This is a genomic window from Collinsella sp. TM05-38 (assembly GCF_003466445.1).
Lineage (GTDB): Bacteria > Actinomycetota > Coriobacteriia > Coriobacteriales > Coriobacteriaceae > Collinsella.
On the sequence record NZ_QSPM01000003.1, the window covers coordinates 136,220 to 155,990 of the forward strand.

Below are 19,771 nucleotides of genomic sequence, written 5' to 3' on the forward strand. Positions count from 1 at the left end.
TAAGTATATCCAACGTCTCTCCAACGATACGCTTACCACCCAAAACCTACCGTTCACCGACAATTCTGCTTCGCCGAACGGCTTTTGTCGCCCAAATGTTAACGTTGCCATTGTGCAAACACAGAGCCACCGGGCAGCTCAATCGTTTACACGCAAGGAATCGACGGTCTACAGGCACAGGGGCCACCGATTCGCATCTTTTTTTGTGTCGCAAAATGGCAACGTCAACATTTTGGCAACCAGATGTCAAAAGCTACCATCGTTGCTAACCCACCGACTCTTAGGAGCTTTGCATGGAGCAACTCATCGCCACCATCGAAAAAGGCCAGCCCTTTTTCAACGCGATCGCCCGCAACAAGTACCTCAAGGCGATTCGCGACGGCTTTATCTCCGTCATCCCCATCATCATCTTCTCGTCCATCTTCTGCCTAGTAGCCTCGGTCCCCAACATCTGGGGTTTCTACTGGCCCGATGACATCAATAACGCCCTGTGGAAGTGCTACAACTACTCCATGGGCATCCTGGCCATCGCCTGCGCCGCCACCACGGCCAAGCACTTCGCCGACGCTCAGAACCGCGACCTGCCCAAGAACAATCAGATCAACTTCATCTCGTGCATGTGCGCGGCCATCATCGGCTTCTTGCTCCTTTCGAGCGACACGATTGCCACGGACGCCGCCAGCGGCTTCAACACGACCTACCTTGGTTCCAAGGGCCTGCTGACCGCCTTTATCGCTGCGTTTGTGACCGGCATCATCTACAAGTTCTTCATTAAGCGCAACATCACCGTCAAGATGCCCGAGCAGGTTCCGCCCAACATCTCGCAGACCTTTAAGGACATCATCCCCTTCTCCGTCTGCATCACCGTCTTTTGGGTCTTTGACATCGTCTTCCGCGCTGCTTTTGGCTTCTGCTTTGCCCAGGGCGTCATCCAGGTGTTCCAGCCCCTGTTCACCGCCGCCGACGGCTACATCGGTCTCGCTGTGATCTACGGTGCCATGAGCCTCTTCTGGTTCGTCGGCGTCCACGGCCCCTCAATCGTCGAGCCCGCCATCGCCGCCGCCCTCGTTGCCAACATGACCGACAACCTGGCTGCATTCCAGGCCGGCCAGCACGCTTCCGCTGTCCTGACCCAGGGTGCCCAGTACTTCGTCGTCTGCATGGGCGGCACCGGTGCCACGCTCGTCCTGGTCTTTATGTTCTGCTTCCTGGCCAAGTCTCAGGAGATGCGCGCCGTCGGTAAGGCGGCCATCGTCCCGGTCTGCTTTGCCGTCAACGAGCCGCTGCTGTTCGCCGCACCCATCGTGCTCAACCCCGTCTTCTTTGTCCCGTTTGTCTTTGCCCCGATCGCCAACATCTGGATCCTCAAGGTCTTTATCGACTTCTTGGGCATGAACGGCTTTATGTACACCCTGCCTTGGACCGTCCCCGGCCCCATTGGCACCATCATGGGCCTGGGCTTCCAGCCGCTCGCCTTTGTGATGCTCGCCATCATCCTGGTCGTCGACTTTGCCCTGTACTACCCTTTCTTCCGTGCCTATGACGCCCAGAAGTGCGCCGAGGAGGCCGAAATCTCCCGGGAGGAGCTCGCCGCCAAGAACGCCGAGAAGGCCGCCAAGCTCAACGACGCCTTCCAGGGTAAGGCCGACGCCAAGAGCGTTGCCGCCGGCGCCGCTGCCGAGGTCGTAAAGACCGACGCCGCCCCCGCTGCTGCCACCACCGAGGCTACGGCCGCCAGCGACCTCAACGGCAAGCGCGTGCTCGTGCTCTGCCAGGGCGGCGGCACCTCGGGCCTGCTCGCCAACGCGCTGGCCAAGGCCGCCAAGGAGCGCGGCATCGATCTTGAGACCGCTGCCGATGCCTATGGCAACCACGTGGACATGCTTCCCGACTTTGACCTGGTCGTCCTGGCTCCGCAGGCTGCCAGCTACCTGGCCGACCTGCAGAAGGACTGCGAGCGCGTGGGCAACAAGTGCGTCGCCTGCCGTGGTAAGCAGTACATCGAGCTCTCCCAGAACGGCGACAAGTCTCTCGCCTTTGTGAGCGAGCAGCTGTCGAAGTAAGCAACGCTTAGGGCCAGCCGACTATCCAAGACCGACTGGCCCTTCGATTTAAACGATTGGATCATCATGTCCGTTAACCCCGCCAGCGTCACCAAGCCGCCCGCGCAGTTCCCCGAGGACTTTGTCTTTGGCGGCGCCACTGCTGCCTACCAGGTAGAGGGCGAGACCCGCACCCACGGTAAGGGCAAGGTCGCCTGGGACGACTTCTTGGAGGCCCAGGGCCGCTTCTCTCCCGATCCCGCCTCCGACTTCTACAACCAGTATCCGGTGGACCTGGAGCTGTGCGAGGAGTTTGGCATCAACGGTATTCGCCTCTCCATCGCCTGGAGCCGCATCTTCCCCGAGGGCACCGGCAAGGTGAACCCCGAGGGCGTGCAGTTCTACCACGACCTATTTGCCGAGTGCCACAAGCACCACGTTGAGCCGTTTGTCACGCTGCATCACTTCGACACGCCGCTGCCCCTCTTTGAGAAGGGCGACTTCCTCAACCGCGAGACCATCGACGCCTTTGTGGACTTTGCCACCTTCTGCTTTAAGGAGTACGCCGACCAGGTAACCTACTGGTTCACCTTTAACGAGATCTGGGCCGACGCCTCCAACACCTACATCGAGGGCACCTTCCCCGGCGGCGTCAAAGCTCATCTGGCCGAAGCCTTCCAGTGCGAGCACAACATGATGCTCGCCCACGCCAAGGCTGTGCTGGCCTTCCACAACGGCGGCTTTAAGGGCAAGATCGGCGTCATTCAGTCGCTGGAGTTTAAGTACCCGCTCAACGAGAACGACCCCGCCGACATCAAGGCCGCCAACAACGAGCACGTGCTGCAAAACCAGTTCCTGCTCGACGCCACCTTCCGCGGCGACTATGCCCCCGACACCCTCGAGTGCGCCAACCGCCTGGCTGCCGTCTCGGGCGGCACCATCGAGATCCTGGACGAGGACCTCGAGATTATGCGCGAGGCAGCGCTCTACAACGACTACCTGGGCGTTAACAACTACCAGTGCCGCTTCCTCAAGGCTTACGATGGCGAGAACGACCTGCACCACAACGGTACGGGCGAGAAGGGCACCGGTCGCTGGCGCGTCAAGGGCATTGGCGAGCATGTGAACAAGCCTGGCATCCCCACCACCGACTGGGACTGGATTATCTATCCCGAGGGTCTGTTCGATCTTCTCGTCTACATTAAGCAGCGCTACCCCAACTACAAGCAGATCTTCATCACCGAGAACGGCATGGGCTACAAGGACCCCTACAAGGACGGTTTTGTGGACGACCAGCCGCGCATCGACTACATCGAGCAGCACCTGCGCTGGCTGCTTAAGGCCATGGAGGTGGGCGTCAACGTGGGTGGCTACTTCCTGTGGAGCCTGCAGGATCAGTTCTCCTGGACCAATGGCTACAACAAGCGCTATGGCTTCTTCTACGTAGACTTTGAGACCCAAAAGCGCACGCCCAAGGCGAGCGCCTACTGGTACAAGCACGTGGCGCAGACCCGTCGTCTGGACTAGTTAACGCCATCGGCTGCCGTGACCATCACGCAGCCGCGCACCTTACCATTCCCGATTGCATGGACACTGCGTCCATGCGCCTCTTTCCGTGTGGCGGATGCGACCTTCCCGGTGGATGCTTCAGCATCCTTGGTCGTATCCGCCGTTTTTGTTTTTGGGCGGGCTGGGCCGCGTTCGTTTGTCTCGATCTGTAACATCTAACTCGCTTTTGGCCGTCTAACTGTTACAGATCAAGACAAAGATGATGACTGGGTAGACAAAATCTCAATCTGTAACACCTGGTCGAGTTTTTGGGTCCTAACTGTTACAGATTAAGATGAACGAGCCGAGCACGTCTACGCCCGCAGATCCCGCACGCTCGCGCGCTCGACCAACACGCCCGAGACGAGCGTACGGCTTCTGGAGCTCGGGGCTTCCAGACCTGCGACGACCTCGTTGAGCGCACGGATGCCCAGCTCGCGGTGGCGAAACTTCACCGACGTCAGAATCGAGTTGGGAATCGTCTTGTAGAGCTCATCGTCGAAGCCGATCACGGACACGTCGTCGGGCACGCTGAGCCCTTTGTCACGTAGGGCCATCATCACGCCGTTTGCCATGCAGTCGTTAGCGGCGAGGACCGCCGTGCAATCGGGTTTATCGGCAAGCACAAGGCCCGCGGCATAGCCACTATCCGCATTCCAATCGCCTTGCAGGGGCTCGGGCGGCTCAATGCCACGTGCCTCGAGTGCCGCACGCCAACCTTTCATACGACACTGGCTCGACAGCGACTCTTTCTTACCAGAGACGAAGTACACGTTCTTGTGCCCGTGATTCAAGAAGTACTCGCACGCCATGCGCGCGCCGCCTTCTTGATCGTCACTGACGGTGGAGCAGGTAGGATGCTCCATCGGTGTGATAATCACCGTCTTGAGGTCTTTCGGTGCCTCAAAGGTATCAAAGTCATCGACCATCTGGCGCAGGTTGAAAATCATGCCGTCGACGGGAAGCTGCGACATCCTATGCGCCGCTTCGGCAAGGGTCATCTTCTCCCCCGCCCGCTTTTTGATCATCGTGAGAGCAAAGCCTCGCTCTTCGGCGGCATCGGCGATACCGTCGATCATGTCCACGGCGCCGCCCGACAAGTGGAACATCACCACGCCGATGCACCCGTAACGGCCCAACTTGAGTGAACGCGCGGCAAAGTTGGTTCGAAACCCGAGCGCCTCCATTGCGGAATGGACCCTATCGCGCGTCGACTCGCGCACGCTACCGGGCTCGTTAATCACACGCGAAACCGTCTTGAGAGAAACACCCGCGGCAATCGCCACATCGTTCATTGAGACATTTTTCTTGTCCATCGTTGCCACTACTTCTCCACTCGGTTCTCTATCGCTTGTTTTTTGCGTTCTAGCATACACCACCTGCCTGACTGATAAATCAACCGTTTACCGGACAATATCGACCGCTCACCCGTATATCCTTGTTGCTCTTCCAAAAATGTCTTACGTTGTCATTAATGAAATGACAACGTTGTCATTTCGCAATGCCTTCCTTGAGCAGGAAGGTTTCCGGGCAGTCCTGACCATCCATCGACGACCAGTTCCATCCACATGCATCGCGCATCAAGTAGCAAAGGAGCTCTATGGACGCCATCGTAAAGATGCTCGAAAAGCATCAGCCGTTCTTTGAGAAGATCTCGAGGAACATCTACCTCCAGGCTATTAAGGACGGATTCCTTGGGTGCATGCCAATCGTCCTCACCTCTTCGATCTTTCTGCTCATTGCCACCCTTCCCGGCGTAGTCGGCATCACGCTGCCCCAGCCGCTCATCGACTGGTGCAACAAGCTGTACAACTTCACCATGGGCGTCATGGGCATCATGGTTGCCGGCACCACTGCCAAGAACTTTACGGCTTCCATGAACCGTCGCATGCCCGCCGGCAAGGTGCTCAACGACGGCTCCACCATGGTGGCCGCCCAGTGCAGTATGCTTTTGCTCGCCGTTACGCAGTTCACCACCAAGTTCAACGGCTCCGAGCTTTCGGTCTTCGACTGCACCAGCATGGGTACGCGCGGTCTGTTCTCGGCCTATATCGCCGCGTTCATCACCGTGTGGGTCTACAAATTCTGCGTCTCGCGCGATCTGACCATTAAGCTGCCCAAGGAGGTCCCGGGCGCCATCGCTCAGAACTTCCGCGACATTATCCCCTTTGGCGGCGCTGTCATTATCTGCGGCATCATCGATGTGGTTGTGCGCAACCTCATGGGCGTTCCGTTCTCCGAGCTGCTCATCAAGCTGCTCTCCCCGCTCTTCACTGCGGCAGAAACCTATCCTGGCCTCATCCTTATCCAGGCAGCCACCGCGTTCTTCTGGTTCATCGGCGTCCACGGCCCTTCGATTGTCCAGCCGGGCATCGACCCCATCCGTCTTGCCAACCAGGCCGAGAACCTGCAGGTTCTGCTGGCCGGTGGCCACCCCGCCCACTCCCTCACCTTTAACATGTCGCTCGTGGGTGAGTTCGGCGGCACCGGCGCCACGTTCATCGTGCCGCTTCTGCTGATTCTCTTTATGAAGTCCAAGCAGCTCAAAGCCGTCGGTAAGGCCTCGATTGTTCCTGTTGCCTTCGCCGTCAACGAGCCGCTGCTCTTTGGCGCGCCGATGATCCTTAACCCCTACATGCTCATCCCCTTTGTTGCCGCCGGTTGCGTCAACGTGAGTGTTGCCAAGTTCTTTATCGATAACGTGGGCATGAACGGCTTCTCCTTCGTGGTGCCTTGGGCTACCCCCGCCCCCATCGGCATCTTCATCACCACGAACTTCCAGCTTATCGCCCTGGTATTTGTCGCGATTATCATCTTGCTGGACGCCATCATCTACCTGCCGTTCTTGAAGGCATACGATAAGCTGCTCTGCGACCAGGAGGCCGAGCGCGCCGCCGAGCTGGGTCTCGAGTCCGATGGTGCCGCTTCCATCGCCGCCAGCACCTCTGCGCCCGCCATCGAGCAGACCGCCGCTGCCGTCGAGCCGACCGCCGCTGCCGCCGACAGCAAGCCTGTCGCCGATCAGCCCGAGCCCGCCTCCGACGCATCCGCTAAGAAGGATGTCGACGGTCTGAAGGTCCTCGTCCTGTGCGCCGGCGCCGGCACCTCTGCCATGCTTGCCAACGCCATCAAGGAAGGTGCTGCGCAGACCGGAGAGAACATCGCTTCCTCCGCAGGCGCCTATGGTCAGCACACTGCCATCATGGATCAGTACGACGTCATCGTGCTCGCCCCGCAGGTTCGTAGCTACTACAACGACATGAAGGCCGACACCGATCGCCTGGGCATTAAGCTGCTCGCTCCCCGCGGTAAGGAATATATCGACCTTACTCGCGACCCCGCTGGCGCCATCAAGTGGCTCCGCGAGAACCTCGACTAGTTCCTCCCTCTGTTGGTGCCCGGATTCCCGGTTCGGGCACCTCTCCCTATTCGTATCCCACAGAAAGGATGACTCATGACCAACCCCATGCAGTTCCCCGACGGCTTTGTGTTTGGCGGCGCCACCGCTGCTTACCAGGTTGAGGGCGAGACCCGTACACACGGCAAGGGCAAAGTGCCCTGGGACGATTTCCTGGCTGCTCAGGGCCGTTTCTCCCCCGACCCCGCAAGCGATTTCTACAACAAGTACCCGGTCGATATCGACCTGTGCCAGCGCTTCGGCATCAACGGCATTCGTGTCTCCATCGCTTGGAGCCGTATCTTCCCCAGCGGCACTGGTGAGATTAACCCCGAGGGTGTTGCCTTCTATCACGAGCTCTTTGCCACCTGCAATAAAGCCGGCGTTATCCCCTATGTCACGCTCGATCACTTTGATACGCCCGAGGCCTTCTACCAGGACGGCGGCGAGGGCTTCCTGACGCGTACGACCATCGATGCCTTTGTCGAGTACGCCAAGTTCTGCTTTGCCGAGTTCACCGAGGTCAAGCACTGGTTTACCTTTAACGAGATTCCCGCGACCGCCGAGGGCAGCTTTATCGTCGGCAACTGGCCGCACGGCGAGAAGTATCGCCTGGACAAGGCCTTCCAGCTCATGCACAACATGATGGTGGCCCACGCCAAGGCCGTCGTCGCCTTCCATGAGGGTGGCTTTGAGGGCGAGATCGGCATTGTCCAGAACCTGGAGCCCAAGTATCCCCTCGACCCCAACAACGCCGCCGACTGCGAGGCAGCTCGCATGGCCGACGTCATCAACAACCGCTGGGTACTCGACGCCACCTTCCGCGGCCACTATGCCGCCGACACGATGGAGGCTGCGACCAAGCTGTCCCATATCGCCGGCGGCGAGCTCGACGTCCGCGACGAGGACATCGCCGCGCTGACCGCCGCGCTCCCCTACAACGATTGCCTGGGCGTCAACACCTACAAGTGCCAGTTCCTGCGTGCCGCCGAGGGCGAAAATGACATCAACCACAATGGCACCGGTGACAAGGGCTCCTCGCGCTGGTTCCTCAAGGGCGTGGGCGAGTCATGCGTGCGCGAAGGCGTACCCACCACCGATTGGGACTGGATCATCTATCCCGAGGGCCTCTACGACCTGCTGCTGCGTATTAAGAACGATTACCCCAACTACAAGAAGATCTACATCACCGAGAACGGCATGGGCTATAAGGACGACTTCGAGGATGGCTTTATCGACGACGCCCCTCGCATCGACTATATGCGCCAGCATCTCGCATGGATCCTCAAGGCAATCGACGGCGGCGTGAACGTCGACGGTTACTTCGTGTGGTCGCTGCAGGACCAGTTCTCCTGGACCAACGGCTATAACAAGCGTTACGGCCTGTTCTACATCGACTTTGAGACCCAGAAGCGCTATCCCAAGGCAAGCGCGTACTGGTACAAGAACGTCGCGGAGACCGGCCTGCTCATGGCCTAGTTTAAGCCGCGTACCCCCTGTCGGCCGCATGCGAATCCCTCCACGGGTTCGCATGCGGCCTTTTTCGTTTTGAGCGGCCCGAACTTGAAGATCTCGATCTGTAACACGTAACCGAGTATTCCGGCCCTACCTGTTACAGATCGAGACAAACGGGTAGCCCGAAGCAGAATATCTCGATCTGTAACATCTAACCCGGTTTTCTACTTCCAACTGTTATAGATTGAGATAATTCGACGAAGCCGATGTTTTATTATACCGTGGTACAATTGTGTCCCAACGCAAAGGAGGTACCCATGTCCGCTTGTGTGCCCGTCCGAGACATGAAGGACACCGCCACATTCACCGCACTTGTTGAGTCTGAGCGCGACGTTACCGTAACCAAGAACGGCTACGAGGCCATGCACTGCATCAGCAGCGACCAGTATCGCCTCATGCAAGAAGAAATCGCCAAGGCAAAACTGCTGTCTCGTATGATGTTGGCAGAAGACGAAATATCGCAAGGCGACTACAGCGATTACGAATCCTTCGCGGCTTCGATACGAGACAAATATGACCTATAACGTCGTCATACTCAAAAGCGCGCGATATGAGTACGAGAGTATCGTCGGATACCTTGCCCAAATCCTCAAGAATCCGCGCGCAGCAGGCAATTTTGTCGCTGAGTTTGAATATCAGCTTGATCTGCTTCGCGAGCAGCCGCTCCTACGTCCCCTTTCGCACATGCAAGAGCTGGCGGCACGTAATTACCAATCGTTTCCCGTCAACAACTACGTGTGCCTCTACAAGTTTGAGCACGAAACAATCTATATCGCCCACATCTTTCATCAATCACAGGACTACGCCCGCCTGATCTAATTTGCAAGCTGAACGGTTGGCCCGAGCGCATTTGCGCGTCATTTCGCGTCACGTTGACGCGTAAAATGGCGCGCAAATTTTTTCGTGTCATAATTTTGACGTGCAAAATGCCATGTAAAATTTTACGTGTCATTTTGCACGTCAAGTTAAAGCGAAACGGAGCACTACGATGCAAGAGACAAAGGATCTTGAGTTCAAGGAAAGCGTCACCAATTCGTTCCTCAAAACCGTCTCCGCTTATGCAAACAACACGGGTGGGCGTGTCCTATTTGGAATTAACGACGCCGGAAAAATCGTTGGCCTCGATGACCCCAAGCAGACCTGCTTGGATATCGAAAACAAGATTAACGATTCGATCATCCCCCAGCCCGATTACTCCCTAAAAATCAACGAGCCCGATGCAACCGTTGAGCTTACGGTCTTTCCCGGCAGATCGAAGCCTTATCTATACCGCTCGAAGGCGTACAAGCGCAATGACACAGCGACTATACCAGTTGATACCCTAGGTCTTTCGCGCCTTGTGCTCGAGGGCCAGAATCTCTCCTTTGAACAGCTCCCGGCAAGCAAGCAAGATCTATCTTTCACCGTTTTAGAGAATCGTCTAACTGCAAAGTTAGCGCTTCAGTCGTTCACAACCGACACTCTCAAAACCCTCGGCCTGCTCGATGAGACCGGGACCTACAATAATGCAGCAGAGCTGCTCGCGGACGAGAACGGCTTCCCAGGCATCGACATTGCAGTGTTTGGTGACACTATCAACCTCATTAAGCAGCGCAAGACCCTTGAGCATGCATCAGTTTTAACTGAAATTGACAGTGCTCTTGAGCTATTCGAAGCTCAGTACTGCTACGAAGAGATCAAGGGAATGGAACGAATCCGCAAGGAGCCCATTCCACTTGAGGCGTTCCGTGAGGCAATAACCAACGCAATCGTTCATAGGACCTGGGATGTACCAGCGCACATCCGCATCTCGATGTTCGACGACCGGGTAGAAGTCGCCTCACCCGGCGGATTACCGGCAAGCATGACTGTCGATGAGTACCTGTCCGATATGCTGTCCGTTAGGCGTAACCGCATTCTTGCCGAAGTCTTTTTGCGCCTGGGCCTTATCGAGGCATTCGGTACGGGCATTATGCGAATTCGAGACACCTATAAAGACAGCATCAAAAAGCCTCGTTTTCAAGTTTCGGACAACGCTATTGTGGTCACACTTCCCCTACTCATGGATAACCCCGGGCTCGAAGGCGACGATCTTACCGTATTTGAACTGCTGAGTGAAGTGCATCCCCAATCGACAAGTGCGCTTGCGGCCAAAGTTACCTTTAGCCGCTCGAAGCTACTTCGCATCCTCAAAAAACTCGTTGAGACGGGCCTGGCTACAGTTGAAGGCGCCGGCAGGGGGCAGAAGTATCGCCTGCTGCGTTAGCTAGCAAATGATCTGCGTGTGCTCCTCGATGGCGGCACGATTCTCGGCGGTAATACCCGGTTCGCACACCACGGCGTCCAAATTGTCCAGGCGGCAGAAGGTGTAGAAGTCGCGCTTGCCGATCTTGCTGGAGTCGGCGATCAGATAGCGCGAGTCGGCCTTGCTAAAGGCGAGCTGCTGGATACGGCCCTCGTCCATGTTGGACGTAGATACGTCACCGTCCAAGATGCCGTTGGCACCGATAAACGCCGCGTCGATGCCCAGCGCACGCAGGGTATCCTCGGCCGTCGGCCCCACAAAAGCGGCGGTGCGGCGACGGTACATGCCGCCCACGAGACACAGGTCGCAGTCTTCGCGCGCCTCGAGCAGGTTAAACACCGAAAGCGAATTGGTCACAATGCGCAGGCGGCACGCCGGCAGCATCGAGGCCATCTGCTCAACCGTGGTGCCCGTACCCAAAAAGATGGTCGAGCCTTCCTCGATAAGCTCCACAGCGCGGCGCGCGATCTGCAGCTTTTCCTCGGCATGCTTAGTGCGCTTTTCGCTGTGCGAATACTCGTGGCGCAACATAGCGTGAGGGCGGCCCTGTGCACTGCGGGCTCCGCCGTGCACGCGCTCGATCTCGCCCAGGCTCGCAAGCTCCTCAAGGTCACGACGAATCGTCATATCCGAGACACCTAACGCATCTGAGATCTCCTTAACCGAGACCGTGCCCTGCTCTTCGAGCAGCTGACGAACCCTATCCTGTCGCTCTGCCTTAATCACGATGAATCCTCGCCGTTCTTTGCGCGCATATCATTCAAACAGTAACGAACAAATTGTATCAGACTCGTGCGCGTCAAAAATGAACGCCCGCACAGCTCCAATCATCACTTTTTTGAGAAAAATACCCCCTGCTTTAGTGGGGTGTAGTGATAATCTCGCCTGTTCGCGCTACAGTTTGTCCGAAATATCTCGATGTTAGGAACCAAATGATCACTTCCGAGCTTTTCGGCACCGCGCCGTGCGGTACCCCCGTTCATCGTTACACCCTCAACGGGCCCGAGATCTGCGTTCGCATTATGGACTATGGCGCCACCGTGTTGGGCATCGACGTGCCCGACATCCCCGGCAACGTGCGCGATGTGGTGCTGGGCTTCGATAAGCTCGAGGATTACTTTGACAACCCCGCTTGCTTTGGCGCGACTATCGGCCCCGTGGCCAACCGCACCGCGGGCGCCACGATCACCATCGACGGCACGGACTGGCATATGCCCGCCAACGAGGGCGCCAACAACCTGCACAGCGATCTTGAGCACGGCCTTCATAAACGCGTGTGGGATGTTGAGCTCGACGAGGTCCACAACGCCGTGCGCATGACCACCCCGCTTGAGGACGGCGAGCTGGGCCTGCCTGGCAACCGCACCTTTACGGCCGTGTTTACCGTGACGCGCACCGGCTGCTTCCGTATCGAATATGGCTGCGAGAGCGACCGCGCCACGTACGTGTCCATGACCAACCACACGTACTTTAACCTTGCCGGTCATAATGCCGGTATGGACTGCGAGCACTTCTTTGTTGCTAACGCTGCCCACTACCTGCCCATTAACGAGCAGAACATCCCCACCGGCGAGATTGCTCCGGTCGAGGGAACACCGTTTGACTTTCGTGAATTGCGCCCCGTCGCGCCTGGCATGGAAGCCGACGACCCGCAGATTAAGCAGGCCCGTGGCTACGACCACTGCCTGTGCATCGATGGCTATCAGTACGGCCGTAATCTGCGCCGCGCGATGCACGTCGAGGAGATGTGGACCGGTCGTGAGCTGGACTACTACACCACCGCCCCGGGCGTGCAGCTCTACACCGGCAACTGGCTGGGCGACAAGCACGCCAAGGACGACGCCAACTATGGCTGGGGCGCCGGCTTTGCCCTCGAGGCCGAGATGTACCCCGACACGCCGCACCAGCCTCTGTTCCCGCAGGGCATTGTGGGCCCGGGCCATCCCTACAGCAATGTGATCGAGTACCACTTTATGAGGCACTAAGCGCACAACGCAACATATCGCACACCAGCGCCCGCCGGCACCACCGCCGACGGGCGTTTTTCTATCTAGTCATTGAGGACGTCCTTAAACGGCTAGTCGTTAGGGACAGCCTTCACTGCCAGACGAGAAGGACTGTCCCAATCTGCCGGCACTTTGGGACGTTCCTAAAAGGCATGCACATAAGGAACGTCCCCAAGTGCCAGGAGTGTCCCCAACAACTAGTCATTCAAGAACGTCCCCAATGACTAGTTGGATGGGGGCGGGGTCGGAGCTGGGGAGGTAGCGGATTTCCAGCTCTACTCCGAGCTTTTGCAGCTCTCTAAGAGCAGCGACGTCTGCATCGCCCATGGCGACTGCGGGCGTTGCGGGACGCTTGCCCTCCCCTGCCTGCATATGACCAATACTGATCTTGCTGATCGGCACACCGCCCTTAACCAGCGCGAGCGCATCGGCGGGTGAGGCCACCATAATCAGAATCCATTGGCGCGGCGTTGCGGTATGAATGATGTCGATGGTCCTTTGCACCGAGAAAAACCGCGTCCACACACCCTCGGGCGCCGCGACCCTCATAGGCGCCCACTTGCGCGAATCAGCCGCAATCTCGTCGTTGACGATTAGGACGAGGTTGGAACCCACAGCCTCGTTCCACAGCTCAACGTCTTGCCCGTAAATAAACCGATCATCGATACGTGTAAGAAGGATCCTGGGTTGAGCCATGGCAGCCCCATTCTGTTTGAGACCCGTAAGAGCAAGACATCGCGTTTCCAATATTAGTGCATTTAAAGTGAGAAAAGCCGTCAGAACACTTGCGCGGATTTGCGATGTCCCGTATCATAGACAGCCGTTGATGCCTCAGTTGCGTCACCACATGGCCGCCAGCGTAGCTCAGTTGGTAGAGCACCGCTCTCGTAAAGCGGGGGTCACCGGTTCGAGCCCGGTCGCTGGCTCCATTGCACAAGATAGCCGCCTTCGGGCGGCTTTTTTGTTGCCGATTTTGAGTGCGCATACGCCAACCCAAGCATCACCACGTCGATCGCTTCCTGCTCAAAAACAGAAAGCCCCGCCAACCGCAATCCCCAAGGGAACTGCGATTAACGGGGCTCAAACGCGCTCCCCAAGGGGAATCACGCTAGTTCACGAGCAGCTCGCTACTCCTCCCAGTAAGCATCTGCAAGCAGCTTAAAGCAAATCTTCTTGACCGGCTGTGCGCCATCGCCCGGGAACTCAAGCGTGGGCATGTGAGGCTCGCCGGCAACGAACAGCGCAAACTTGTCGTCGGCAAGATCGCCGGCGATCGAAGCGTCGGAATCGACCAGATCGTAGTCGTCCTTCTCGTCAAACTCCTGAACCAGCGTCAGGCTGCCCGTGGCGACCTTAAAGGCCTCGCGACCCTCGACGTCGATCTGCAGGTCGTGATAGCGCTGATGCGTCTCATAGTGAGCCTCGGCCTCGGGACGCGTCGTGGGAGCCATGACGTTCGCATAGACCTTGTCGCCCAGAATCGGATGGCTGCCGACCTCGAGCTCTGCTGGGTCGTTCTCCTCGAGCCAGTCAATCAGCACGTCGAGGCCCTTGAGCATTCCGCGGTACTCCTCGATATCGCCCAATGCACCGTAAATCATCTAAATCCCCTCTCGGATCGTTTTTTGGCAGCTACTCGGTAAATGCGTTACCGACGCTGTTGCCACACACATACGTCTCGACCAGGGTAAGGTCGGGATTGAACACGACGGGGTCGGCGTCGCGTCACGGCATAATGCTACTGCACTTGCCGTCGATTCCAATCAAAAGCAGGCGACCAGTGCCGGTGTCGCAGCACAAGCTCTTACAGCTCGGTCACCGTAACGCCGTTGTAGACCTCGTCCCAACGATCCATAACCAAGTGGCCAGTCATGGGATCCATGGCGTTGAGCTTGCCGCAGGTATTGGCGGTACGCAGCACCGTCTCATCATCCGCGCCGGCTGCGATGGCGTGCGCGAAGCCGGCAATGGTAGAATCGCCAGAGCCCGTAGCGTTAACGGCGGGGATATCGGGGGTCTTGGCGCGGAACGCGCGGCCGTTATGGAAGCCCACGGAACCGGCGGCACCCATGGACACGACGACCCAGGGGATATCGGAGAAGCGGGCATCAGAGGCGAGCGCGGAGCGAAGCTCGTCCACATCGTCGGTGGTAAAGCTCGTGCCCAGAAGGCCGTTAATTTCGGTCAGGTTAGGCTTAACCAGCTCAGGCTTGACCTCGGACTTGAGCGCAGCCTCAAGCGAAGCACCCGAGGTATCGAGCAGCACCTTGGCGCCGGCGTTCTCGGCAATGCCCGTGATCTTGGCGTAGTAGTCCGCCTCGACGCCGCGGGGCAGCGAACCCGAGATGGTAACGACATCGGCCTTGCTCGCAAGCTCGGCGAACTTGGCGGTAAAGGCATCGAGCTCCTCGGGGACTATCGTCGGGCCGCTCTCGAGCAACTCGGTCTGGTTGCCAGCATGAAGGATATTGAGGCAGATACGAGTCTCGCCCTTAATGGGCACAAAATCATTCTTAATACCGTTGGCATCCATGAGCTCGGCCATGTAGGCGCCCATGTGGCCGCCGAGCAGACCGGTTGCCACAACGTCGTCGCCCAGCTGACCCAGCACACGGGCCACGTTGAGGCCCTTGCCGCCGGCGGTCTTTTCGGGCGTCACACGGTTGACGTCGTCGATAACGAGCTCATCGAGCTGATAGCGCGTATCGACAGACGGGTTCATCGTAACGGTGAGGATCATTTTTAGCTCCTTATCTCGCAGGCTCCTTGTGCCTCGCGATACGAGTCGACAAAACGGAATTATAGAATCTCGATCGTGAACGAGCGCACGATGGTTTCTTTGGGCTTGGCGATCAGGCAGCCGCGCTTATGCTCAAGCACGTCATCCTCATCGGAACAGGTCGAAAGGCCACCCCAGGGCTCAACTGCCACAAAATCACCCTCGAGCTTACTCCACACAATAAGATACGGGAAGCCCTCAAAGCTCAGGCGAACACCCTTGTCCTCGCCCTTCTTGGAAAGCGTGACCTGACGGCTCTCGAGCACGTCAAAGATGGTCTCCGCAAAATCGAAGAGCTCATGCGACAGAGGCAGCGTCTTTCCCACCATGGGATTCTTGGAACGCCTGTCCACATCGATCAATCCAGTCGAGGGAACGGCGGTGCAGAGTTCCGCAGCCTCGTCCTTCTCAAAGCGAAGCTCGTAGTCCGTATAGGCCTCACCCTCGTCGAGTGGGCACCTAAAGCCAGGATGTCCACCGATAAAGAACGGCATGTCCTCGGTGCCCTCATTGGTGACCTCATAGGAAACACGCACGGCAGCGTCCTCAAGCGTATAGCGGGCGACGAGCTTGAACGGATACGGATAATCTCTCAGCAATGCAGCGTTATCCTCGGATGCCAGACACACAGCCAGCTCGTTCGTGCTTTGGCTCAGCAGTTTCCACTCCTGCTTGCGCGCAAACCCGTGACGGGCGAGCTTCACATGATGCCCGGCGAACGTCATGGCGCTGCCGTCGCGCAGACCTCCGCAAATCGGGAAGCAAATCGGCGCCTGGCCGGACCACACGGCAGGATCGCCCTGCCACAAATACTCGCGACCGTCGGCCTCAATCGAGGTAAACGAGCCGCCGGCTGTGGAAACCTTGATAGAGATCGAATCGTTGGAGAGAGCGTATTCCATTGCCCATCCTTTCGAACAACTGCTTTTTTGCTCGCAAGTACCCGTCTCGGCCCTAACCAAAGGACAAACCCGCATGTTCATCGATGCGTCCGGTATCCCAGCCATGCAACGGGGTACCATACAGACATTGACGTCATTACAGCTGAAAGGCCTTCTTATGCGAACCATCATCCTCTACGCCTCGCGTCACCACGGCAATACGAAAAAGCTCGTGGACGCCATCGTTGAGGCGCACCCCGAGATCGATACCCTCGATGTAAAAACGCTCGGAAAAAACGAGTATCCCGACCTGCACGAATATCATCTAATCGGTGCCGCCACGGGCATTTATTACTCCGAGATCGACAAGGACATGGCACGCGTGCTCACCAACGTGCTGCAGCCGCAGGACAAGGTGTTTGGCCTTATGACCTACGGTGGCAAAAACAAGTGGTACGGCAAGGATATCGATGGCATCTGCCGCATGAGACAGGCCATATTTATGGGCGTCTACGGCTGTCCCGGTTTTGACACGTGGGGACCGTTCAAACTTACCGGCGGCGTCCAAAAGGGACACCCAACCGCCGAGGAAATTAAGGGCGCCGTCGATTTCTTCGACAAGATCGAAGACGAGTACGGCGATATCATCGTCGAAGAGTATGCCAAGCGCGAGAAGCGCCTAGCATACGAGAAGGAGCATCCTGCAGGAGGCCTGGTGGCCGGCGTCAAGCGCACAGCAAAGAAGATCGCTAACAAGCTGTAACTGTGAAGGTGCTTTTGAGCGTTTAACCCATACGGCGGGTCCGAGCAGATTCGGGCCCGCCGTCTTTTTCTATCGTTACTCGGTAAAGGCGTTGCCGACGCTCTGGCCGCCAACATACGTCTCGACGAGGGTGAGCTCGTGGTCGAATACGACAAAGTCGGCATCGCGACCCGGCATAATGCTGCCGCACTTATCCTCGATGTGCGCGGAGCGAGCCGGCACCTCGGTTGCCATGCGAATGGCGATATCGGCGCTGGCAATGCCCCAGTCGACAATGTTCTTGACGCCCTGGGCAAGCGTGAGCACCGAGCCGGCAATGCTCTTGCCGTCGGCGAGCCAGCACAGGCTGTCCTTCATGATAACGTCCATACCGCCACTGGTGTAGCTGCCCTCGGGCATGCCGCCGCAGCCCAAGCAGTCGGTGATGAGCACCGTATGCTGCCAGCCCTTAGCCTGCAGCAGTGCCTTGATGGCGGCGGGGTTCACATGCTTGCCGTCGCAGATAATCTCGGCGTAGGTCTCGGGGGTGGTCATAGCAGCGCCCACAACACCGGGCTCGCGGTGATGCAGACCACGCTGGCCGTTATAGGTGTGCGTAAAGCAGCTAGCACCGGCATTGATGGCGGCGACGCACTCGTCATACGTGGCATCAGAGTGACCGATGCTGGTCACGACACCCTTAGCGTTCAGGGCGGCAGCATAGGCAGCGGCACCATCGCGCTCGGCGGCCATGGCGCTCTTAACGATACGTCCGCCGGCAGCCTCCTGCCACTGGTCGAAGACCTCCTCGGAGGGGTCGATCAGGTAAGCGGGGTTCTGTGCGCCCACGTGCTTCATGGTAAAGAAGGGGCCCTCCAGGTAGATGCCCTGAATGCGAGCACCGCAGAAGTCGGGGCCGCGGCCCTCGTCAGCCTGGGCAATAGCGGCGCAGGCGTCCTTGATCTGCTCGACACCATCGGTGAACGTCGTGGGCAGCCAGCTGGTGGTACCGCGACGGGCGAGCTCGGTCGAGCTGATATCGATACCCTCGGGATCGTTGTCAGTAGTTGAGTGGTTGTAGAAGCCATGGATGTGGGTATCGACCATACCCGGTGCGATCCACGATCCCGTGTAGTCCTTAATCTCGCAAGAGGGCTTGTCGGCCTGCCAGGCGCCAAAGACGCCATCCTCGACCATAAGATAGCCGCCCAGCTGCGGACCTGCCGGCAAGAAGAACTTGTCAGCCTTAATTGCGTACGTGCTCATATGCACTCCTTGCTTCTAAAGCAGTTGACTGTGGTGATGCTTATACCCGGTCCTAGTAAAAACAAAAAGCGCCCGCCCGCCGTTATGAGCGGACGGGCGCCCTTACAGGGGGGACGCGATTAAGCGGTGAAGGGGTGAATCGTCACGCCCTTAACCACGCGGTTGACCGTGCCAGTGGGGCTCGGCGTATCGGGCGTGTTACCCACGCGCACGGAGTTGAGCAGGCTGATGGCCTGGGCAAACATCACGAACGGCAGGGCAAGGTAGCCCTCGGGGAGTGCCTCATAGCCCTTAAAGGTGAAGGACTCGCCCTCGTAAACGGTAGCGCCATCCTGCTGAACGGCAACGGTGTGCTGAGCGATCTCGTCGCCACCGATCTCGTTGAGGATGTCGATATCGTACTGACGGGTGTAGGCATCGTTGTTAACGAACACGAACACGAGGGTCTTGTCGTCGACGAAGGACTTGGGTCCGTGACGATAACCCATGGAGGTGTCGTAGGAAGTAGCGACCAGACCGTGAGCGAGCTCGAGGATCTTGAGCTGGCTCTCCTGGGCAAGGCCACCGAAGGAGCCGGAACCCAAGTAGGTCACGCGGTTGAAGTCGCCAGCCAAGTAATCGGCGACCTCGGGCTCACGATCGATGACCTCCTCGCCCATCTTGGCGATGGTCTCGACCCACTCGGCCTTCTGCTCGTCGGAAGCCTCGTCAAAGATGAGGGTAGAGAGCAGGGTCATGCAGGTGTAAGAACCGGTCATGGCGAAGCCCTTGTCGTTGGCGCGCGGGATGAGCAGCGTCAGCGCATTGGGGTCATCAGCGGACTCGACGGCGAGCTTGCCCTCGGGGGCGCAGGTGATGTTGAGGAACTTGACGTTGTGGACGAGCTCCTTGGCAACGGCAACGGCGGCAAGGCTCTCGGGGCTGTTGCCAGAACGGGCAAAGGAAACCACGAGCGTGGGATCCTCGGCGCGCAGGAAGTCGCGCGGGGCGCTCACGATGTCGGTCGTGGCGATGGGCTTAAAGTCGTAAAGATCAGTGTTGCCAGCGTGACGCAGGTACGGGGCGCAGGTATCGCCAACATAGTCGGACGTACCGGCACCGGTAAAGACAACGGACAGACGGCCCTCGCCCATAGCGCGAGCCTCGGCCAGAAAGGCCTCGATGGCCTCCTTGTTCTCGCGATAGATGTTGAGCGTATCACGCCAGAGCTCGGGCTGCTGAGCAATCTCGGCCGTCGTGATCTGGGCGCCGAGCTCGGTGAGCTCCTCGACACTCTTCTCGAACATTTCTAATACCTCTCTCTAGAAGTAA

At 58.1% G+C, this 19,771-nt stretch carries 17 protein-coding genes and 1 tRNA gene; 10 read left to right on the plus strand and 8 right to left on the minus strand.

The annotated features are described in order from the left end of the window. The first annotated feature begins 293 nt into the window (after positions 1 to 293). Both DXD49_RS02360 and lacG (DXD49_RS02365) read left to right on the plus strand, forming a co-directional pair. Complete coding sequence (locus DXD49_RS02360; protein WP_117794110.1) at positions 294 to 2,063, plus strand: PTS transporter subunit EIIC; 1,770 nt, start codon at positions 294 to 296, stop codon at positions 2,061 to 2,063. Positions 2,064 to 2,129: 66 nt separating this feature from the next. Further along, complete coding sequence (gene lacG, locus DXD49_RS02365) at positions 2,130 to 3,569, plus strand: 6-phospho-beta-galactosidase (RefSeq protein WP_117794111.1); 1,440 nt, start codon at positions 2,130 to 2,132, stop codon at positions 3,567 to 3,569. A gap of 335 nt (positions 3,570 to 3,904) precedes the next feature. On the opposite strand, the gene DXD49_RS02375 is transcribed toward lacG (DXD49_RS02365), so the two are convergent. Then, positions 3,905 to 4,906, minus strand: a complete 1,002-nt coding sequence (locus DXD49_RS02375) for a LacI family DNA-binding transcriptional regulator (RefSeq protein ID WP_118405181.1) — start codon at positions 4,904 to 4,906, stop codon at positions 3,905 to 3,907. Between the two features lie 284 nt (positions 4,907 to 5,190). Between DXD49_RS02375 and DXD49_RS02380 the strand changes: the two genes are divergently transcribed. The 5 genes from DXD49_RS02380 (at position 5,191) to DXD49_RS02400 (ending at position 10,747) form a co-directional block, all read left to right on the plus strand. Further along, positions 5,191 to 6,969: a PTS lactose transporter subunit IIBC gene (locus tag DXD49_RS02380; protein WP_117794112.1), complete on the plus strand. Its 1,779-nt coding sequence runs from the start codon at positions 5,191 to 5,193 to the stop codon at positions 6,967 to 6,969. A 75-nt stretch (positions 6,970 to 7,044) separates the two neighbouring features. Next, positions 7,045 to 8,466, plus strand: a complete 1,422-nt coding sequence (gene lacG, locus DXD49_RS02385; protein ID WP_199568932.1) for a 6-phospho-beta-galactosidase — start codon at positions 7,045 to 7,047, stop codon at positions 8,464 to 8,466. A 293-nt stretch (positions 8,467 to 8,759) separates the two neighbouring features. After that, a complete protein-coding gene (locus DXD49_RS02390; RefSeq protein WP_117735487.1) occupies positions 8,760 to 9,026 on the plus strand; it encodes a type II toxin-antitoxin system Phd/YefM family antitoxin in 267 nt (88 codons plus the stop codon). Continuing rightward, on the plus strand, positions 9,016 to 9,321 hold the full coding sequence (locus tag DXD49_RS02395; RefSeq protein WP_117735488.1) for a type II toxin-antitoxin system RelE/ParE family toxin: 306 nt from the start codon (positions 9,016 to 9,018) through the stop codon (positions 9,319 to 9,321). The genes DXD49_RS02390 and DXD49_RS02395 overlap by 11 nt, the downstream gene beginning before the upstream one ends. A gap of 169 nt (positions 9,322 to 9,490) precedes the next feature. Continuing rightward, on the plus strand, positions 9,491 to 10,747 hold the full coding sequence (locus tag DXD49_RS02400) for an ATP-binding protein (RefSeq protein ID WP_117735489.1): 1,257 nt from the start codon (positions 9,491 to 9,493) through the stop codon (positions 10,745 to 10,747). Here DXD49_RS02400 and DXD49_RS02405 read toward each other — a convergent pair whose 3' ends face one another. Continuing rightward, positions 10,748 to 11,512 (minus strand): DeoR/GlpR family DNA-binding transcription regulator, encoded by a 765-nt coding sequence (locus tag DXD49_RS02405; protein WP_233502252.1) that lies wholly within the window; start codon positions 11,510 to 11,512, stop codon positions 10,748 to 10,750. A 206-nt stretch (positions 11,513 to 11,718) separates the two neighbouring features. Here DXD49_RS02405 and DXD49_RS02410 point away from each other — a divergent pair, with 206 nt between their 5' ends. Further along, complete coding sequence (locus DXD49_RS02410) at positions 11,719 to 12,771, plus strand: aldose epimerase family protein (protein ID WP_117735490.1); 1,053 nt, start codon at positions 11,719 to 11,721, stop codon at positions 12,769 to 12,771. A gap of 222 nt (positions 12,772 to 12,993) precedes the next feature. Here DXD49_RS02410 and DXD49_RS02415 read toward each other — a convergent pair whose 3' ends face one another. Next, positions 12,994 to 13,488, minus strand: a complete 495-nt coding sequence (locus tag DXD49_RS02415; protein WP_117735491.1) for a PTS sugar transporter subunit IIB — start codon at positions 13,486 to 13,488, stop codon at positions 12,994 to 12,996. Positions 13,489 to 13,645: 157 nt separating this feature from the next. Between DXD49_RS02415 and DXD49_RS02420 the strand changes: the two genes are divergently transcribed. Further along, a tRNA-Thr gene (locus DXD49_RS02420) sits at positions 13,646 to 13,721 on the plus strand. 198 nt (positions 13,722 to 13,919) lie between these two features. Here DXD49_RS02420 and DXD49_RS02425 read toward each other — a convergent pair. The 3 genes from DXD49_RS02425 to DXD49_RS02435 form a co-directional block, all read right to left on the minus strand. Continuing rightward, positions 13,920 to 14,393: a YhcH/YjgK/YiaL family protein gene (locus DXD49_RS02425; protein ID WP_117716293.1), complete on the minus strand. Its 474-nt coding sequence runs from the start codon at positions 14,391 to 14,393 to the stop codon at positions 13,920 to 13,922. A 203-nt stretch (positions 14,394 to 14,596) separates the two neighbouring features. After that, positions 14,597 to 15,532 (minus strand): hexose kinase, encoded by a 936-nt coding sequence (locus tag DXD49_RS02430; RefSeq protein WP_117794113.1) that lies wholly within the window; start codon positions 15,530 to 15,532, stop codon positions 14,597 to 14,599. Between the two features lie 59 nt (positions 15,533 to 15,591). Then, complete coding sequence (locus DXD49_RS02435) at positions 15,592 to 16,473, minus strand: aldose 1-epimerase family protein (RefSeq protein ID WP_117794114.1); 882 nt, start codon at positions 16,471 to 16,473, stop codon at positions 15,592 to 15,594. Positions 16,474 to 16,630: 157 nt separating this feature from the next. On the opposite strand from DXD49_RS02435, the gene DXD49_RS02440 reads away from it, so the two are divergent. Further along, positions 16,631 to 17,215: a hypothetical protein gene (locus DXD49_RS02440; protein ID WP_233502253.1), complete on the plus strand. Its 585-nt coding sequence runs from the start codon at positions 16,631 to 16,633 to the stop codon at positions 17,213 to 17,215. 75 nt (positions 17,216 to 17,290) lie between these two features. On the opposite strand, the gene nagA is transcribed toward DXD49_RS02440, so the two are convergent. Beyond that, positions 17,291 to 18,460, minus strand: coding sequence for an N-acetylglucosamine-6-phosphate deacetylase (gene nagA, locus DXD49_RS02445; RefSeq protein ID WP_117794115.1), 1,170 nt, complete (start codon positions 18,458 to 18,460; stop codon positions 17,291 to 17,293). A 119-nt stretch (positions 18,461 to 18,579) separates the two neighbouring features. Continuing rightward, the gene (locus DXD49_RS02450) at positions 18,580 to 19,746 is read right to left on the minus strand and encodes an SIS domain-containing protein (RefSeq protein WP_117743270.1); all 1,167 of its coding nucleotides are present in this window, start codon (positions 19,744 to 19,746) and stop codon (positions 18,580 to 18,582) included. Positions 19,747 to 19,771 lie beyond the last annotated feature (25 nt).

Coding starts and splice junctions, on each gene's coding strand:
- DXD49_RS02360 (WP_117794110.1), top strand. CDS start 294: ATGGAGCAACTCATCGCCACCATCGAAAAAGGCCAGCCCTTTTTCAAC.
- lacG (WP_117794111.1), top strand. CDS start 2,130: ATGTCCGTTAACCCCGCCAGCGTCACCAAGCCGCCCGCGCAGTTCCCC.
- DXD49_RS02375 (WP_118405181.1), bottom strand. CDS start 4,906: ATGGACAAGAAAAATGTCTCAATGAACGATGTGGCGATTGCCGCGGGT.
- DXD49_RS02380 (WP_117794112.1), top strand. CDS start 5,191: ATGGACGCCATCGTAAAGATGCTCGAAAAGCATCAGCCGTTCTTTGAG.
- lacG (WP_199568932.1), top strand. CDS start 7,045: ATGACCAACCCCATGCAGTTCCCCGACGGCTTTGTGTTTGGCGGCGCC.
- DXD49_RS02390 (WP_117735487.1), top strand. CDS start 8,760: ATGTCCGCTTGTGTGCCCGTCCGAGACATGAAGGACACCGCCACATTC.
- DXD49_RS02395 (WP_117735488.1), top strand. CDS start 9,016: ATGACCTATAACGTCGTCATACTCAAAAGCGCGCGATATGAGTACGAG.
- DXD49_RS02400 (WP_117735489.1), top strand. CDS start 9,491: ATGCAAGAGACAAAGGATCTTGAGTTCAAGGAAAGCGTCACCAATTCG.
- DXD49_RS02410 (WP_117735490.1), top strand. CDS start 11,719: ATGATCACTTCCGAGCTTTTCGGCACCGCGCCGTGCGGTACCCCCGTT.
- DXD49_RS02415 (WP_117735491.1), bottom strand. CDS start 13,488: ATGGCTCAACCCAGGATCCTTCTTACACGTATCGATGATCGGTTTATT.
- DXD49_RS02425 (WP_117716293.1), bottom strand. CDS start 14,393: ATGATTTACGGTGCATTGGGCGATATCGAGGAGTACCGCGGAATGCTC.
- DXD49_RS02430 (WP_117794113.1), bottom strand. CDS start 15,532: ATGATCCTCACCGTTACGATGAACCCGTCTGTCGATACGCGCTATCAG.
- DXD49_RS02435 (WP_117794114.1), bottom strand. CDS start 16,473: ATGGAATACGCTCTCTCCAACGATTCGATCTCTATCAAGGTTTCCACA.
- DXD49_RS02440 (WP_233502253.1), top strand. CDS start 16,631: ATGCGAACCATCATCCTCTACGCCTCGCGTCACCACGGCAATACGAAA.
- nagA (WP_117794115.1), bottom strand. CDS start 18,460: ATGAGCACGTACGCAATTAAGGCTGACAAGTTCTTCTTGCCGGCAGGT.
- DXD49_RS02450 (WP_117743270.1), bottom strand. CDS start 19,746: ATGTTCGAGAAGAGTGTCGAGGAGCTCACCGAGCTCGGCGCCCAGATC.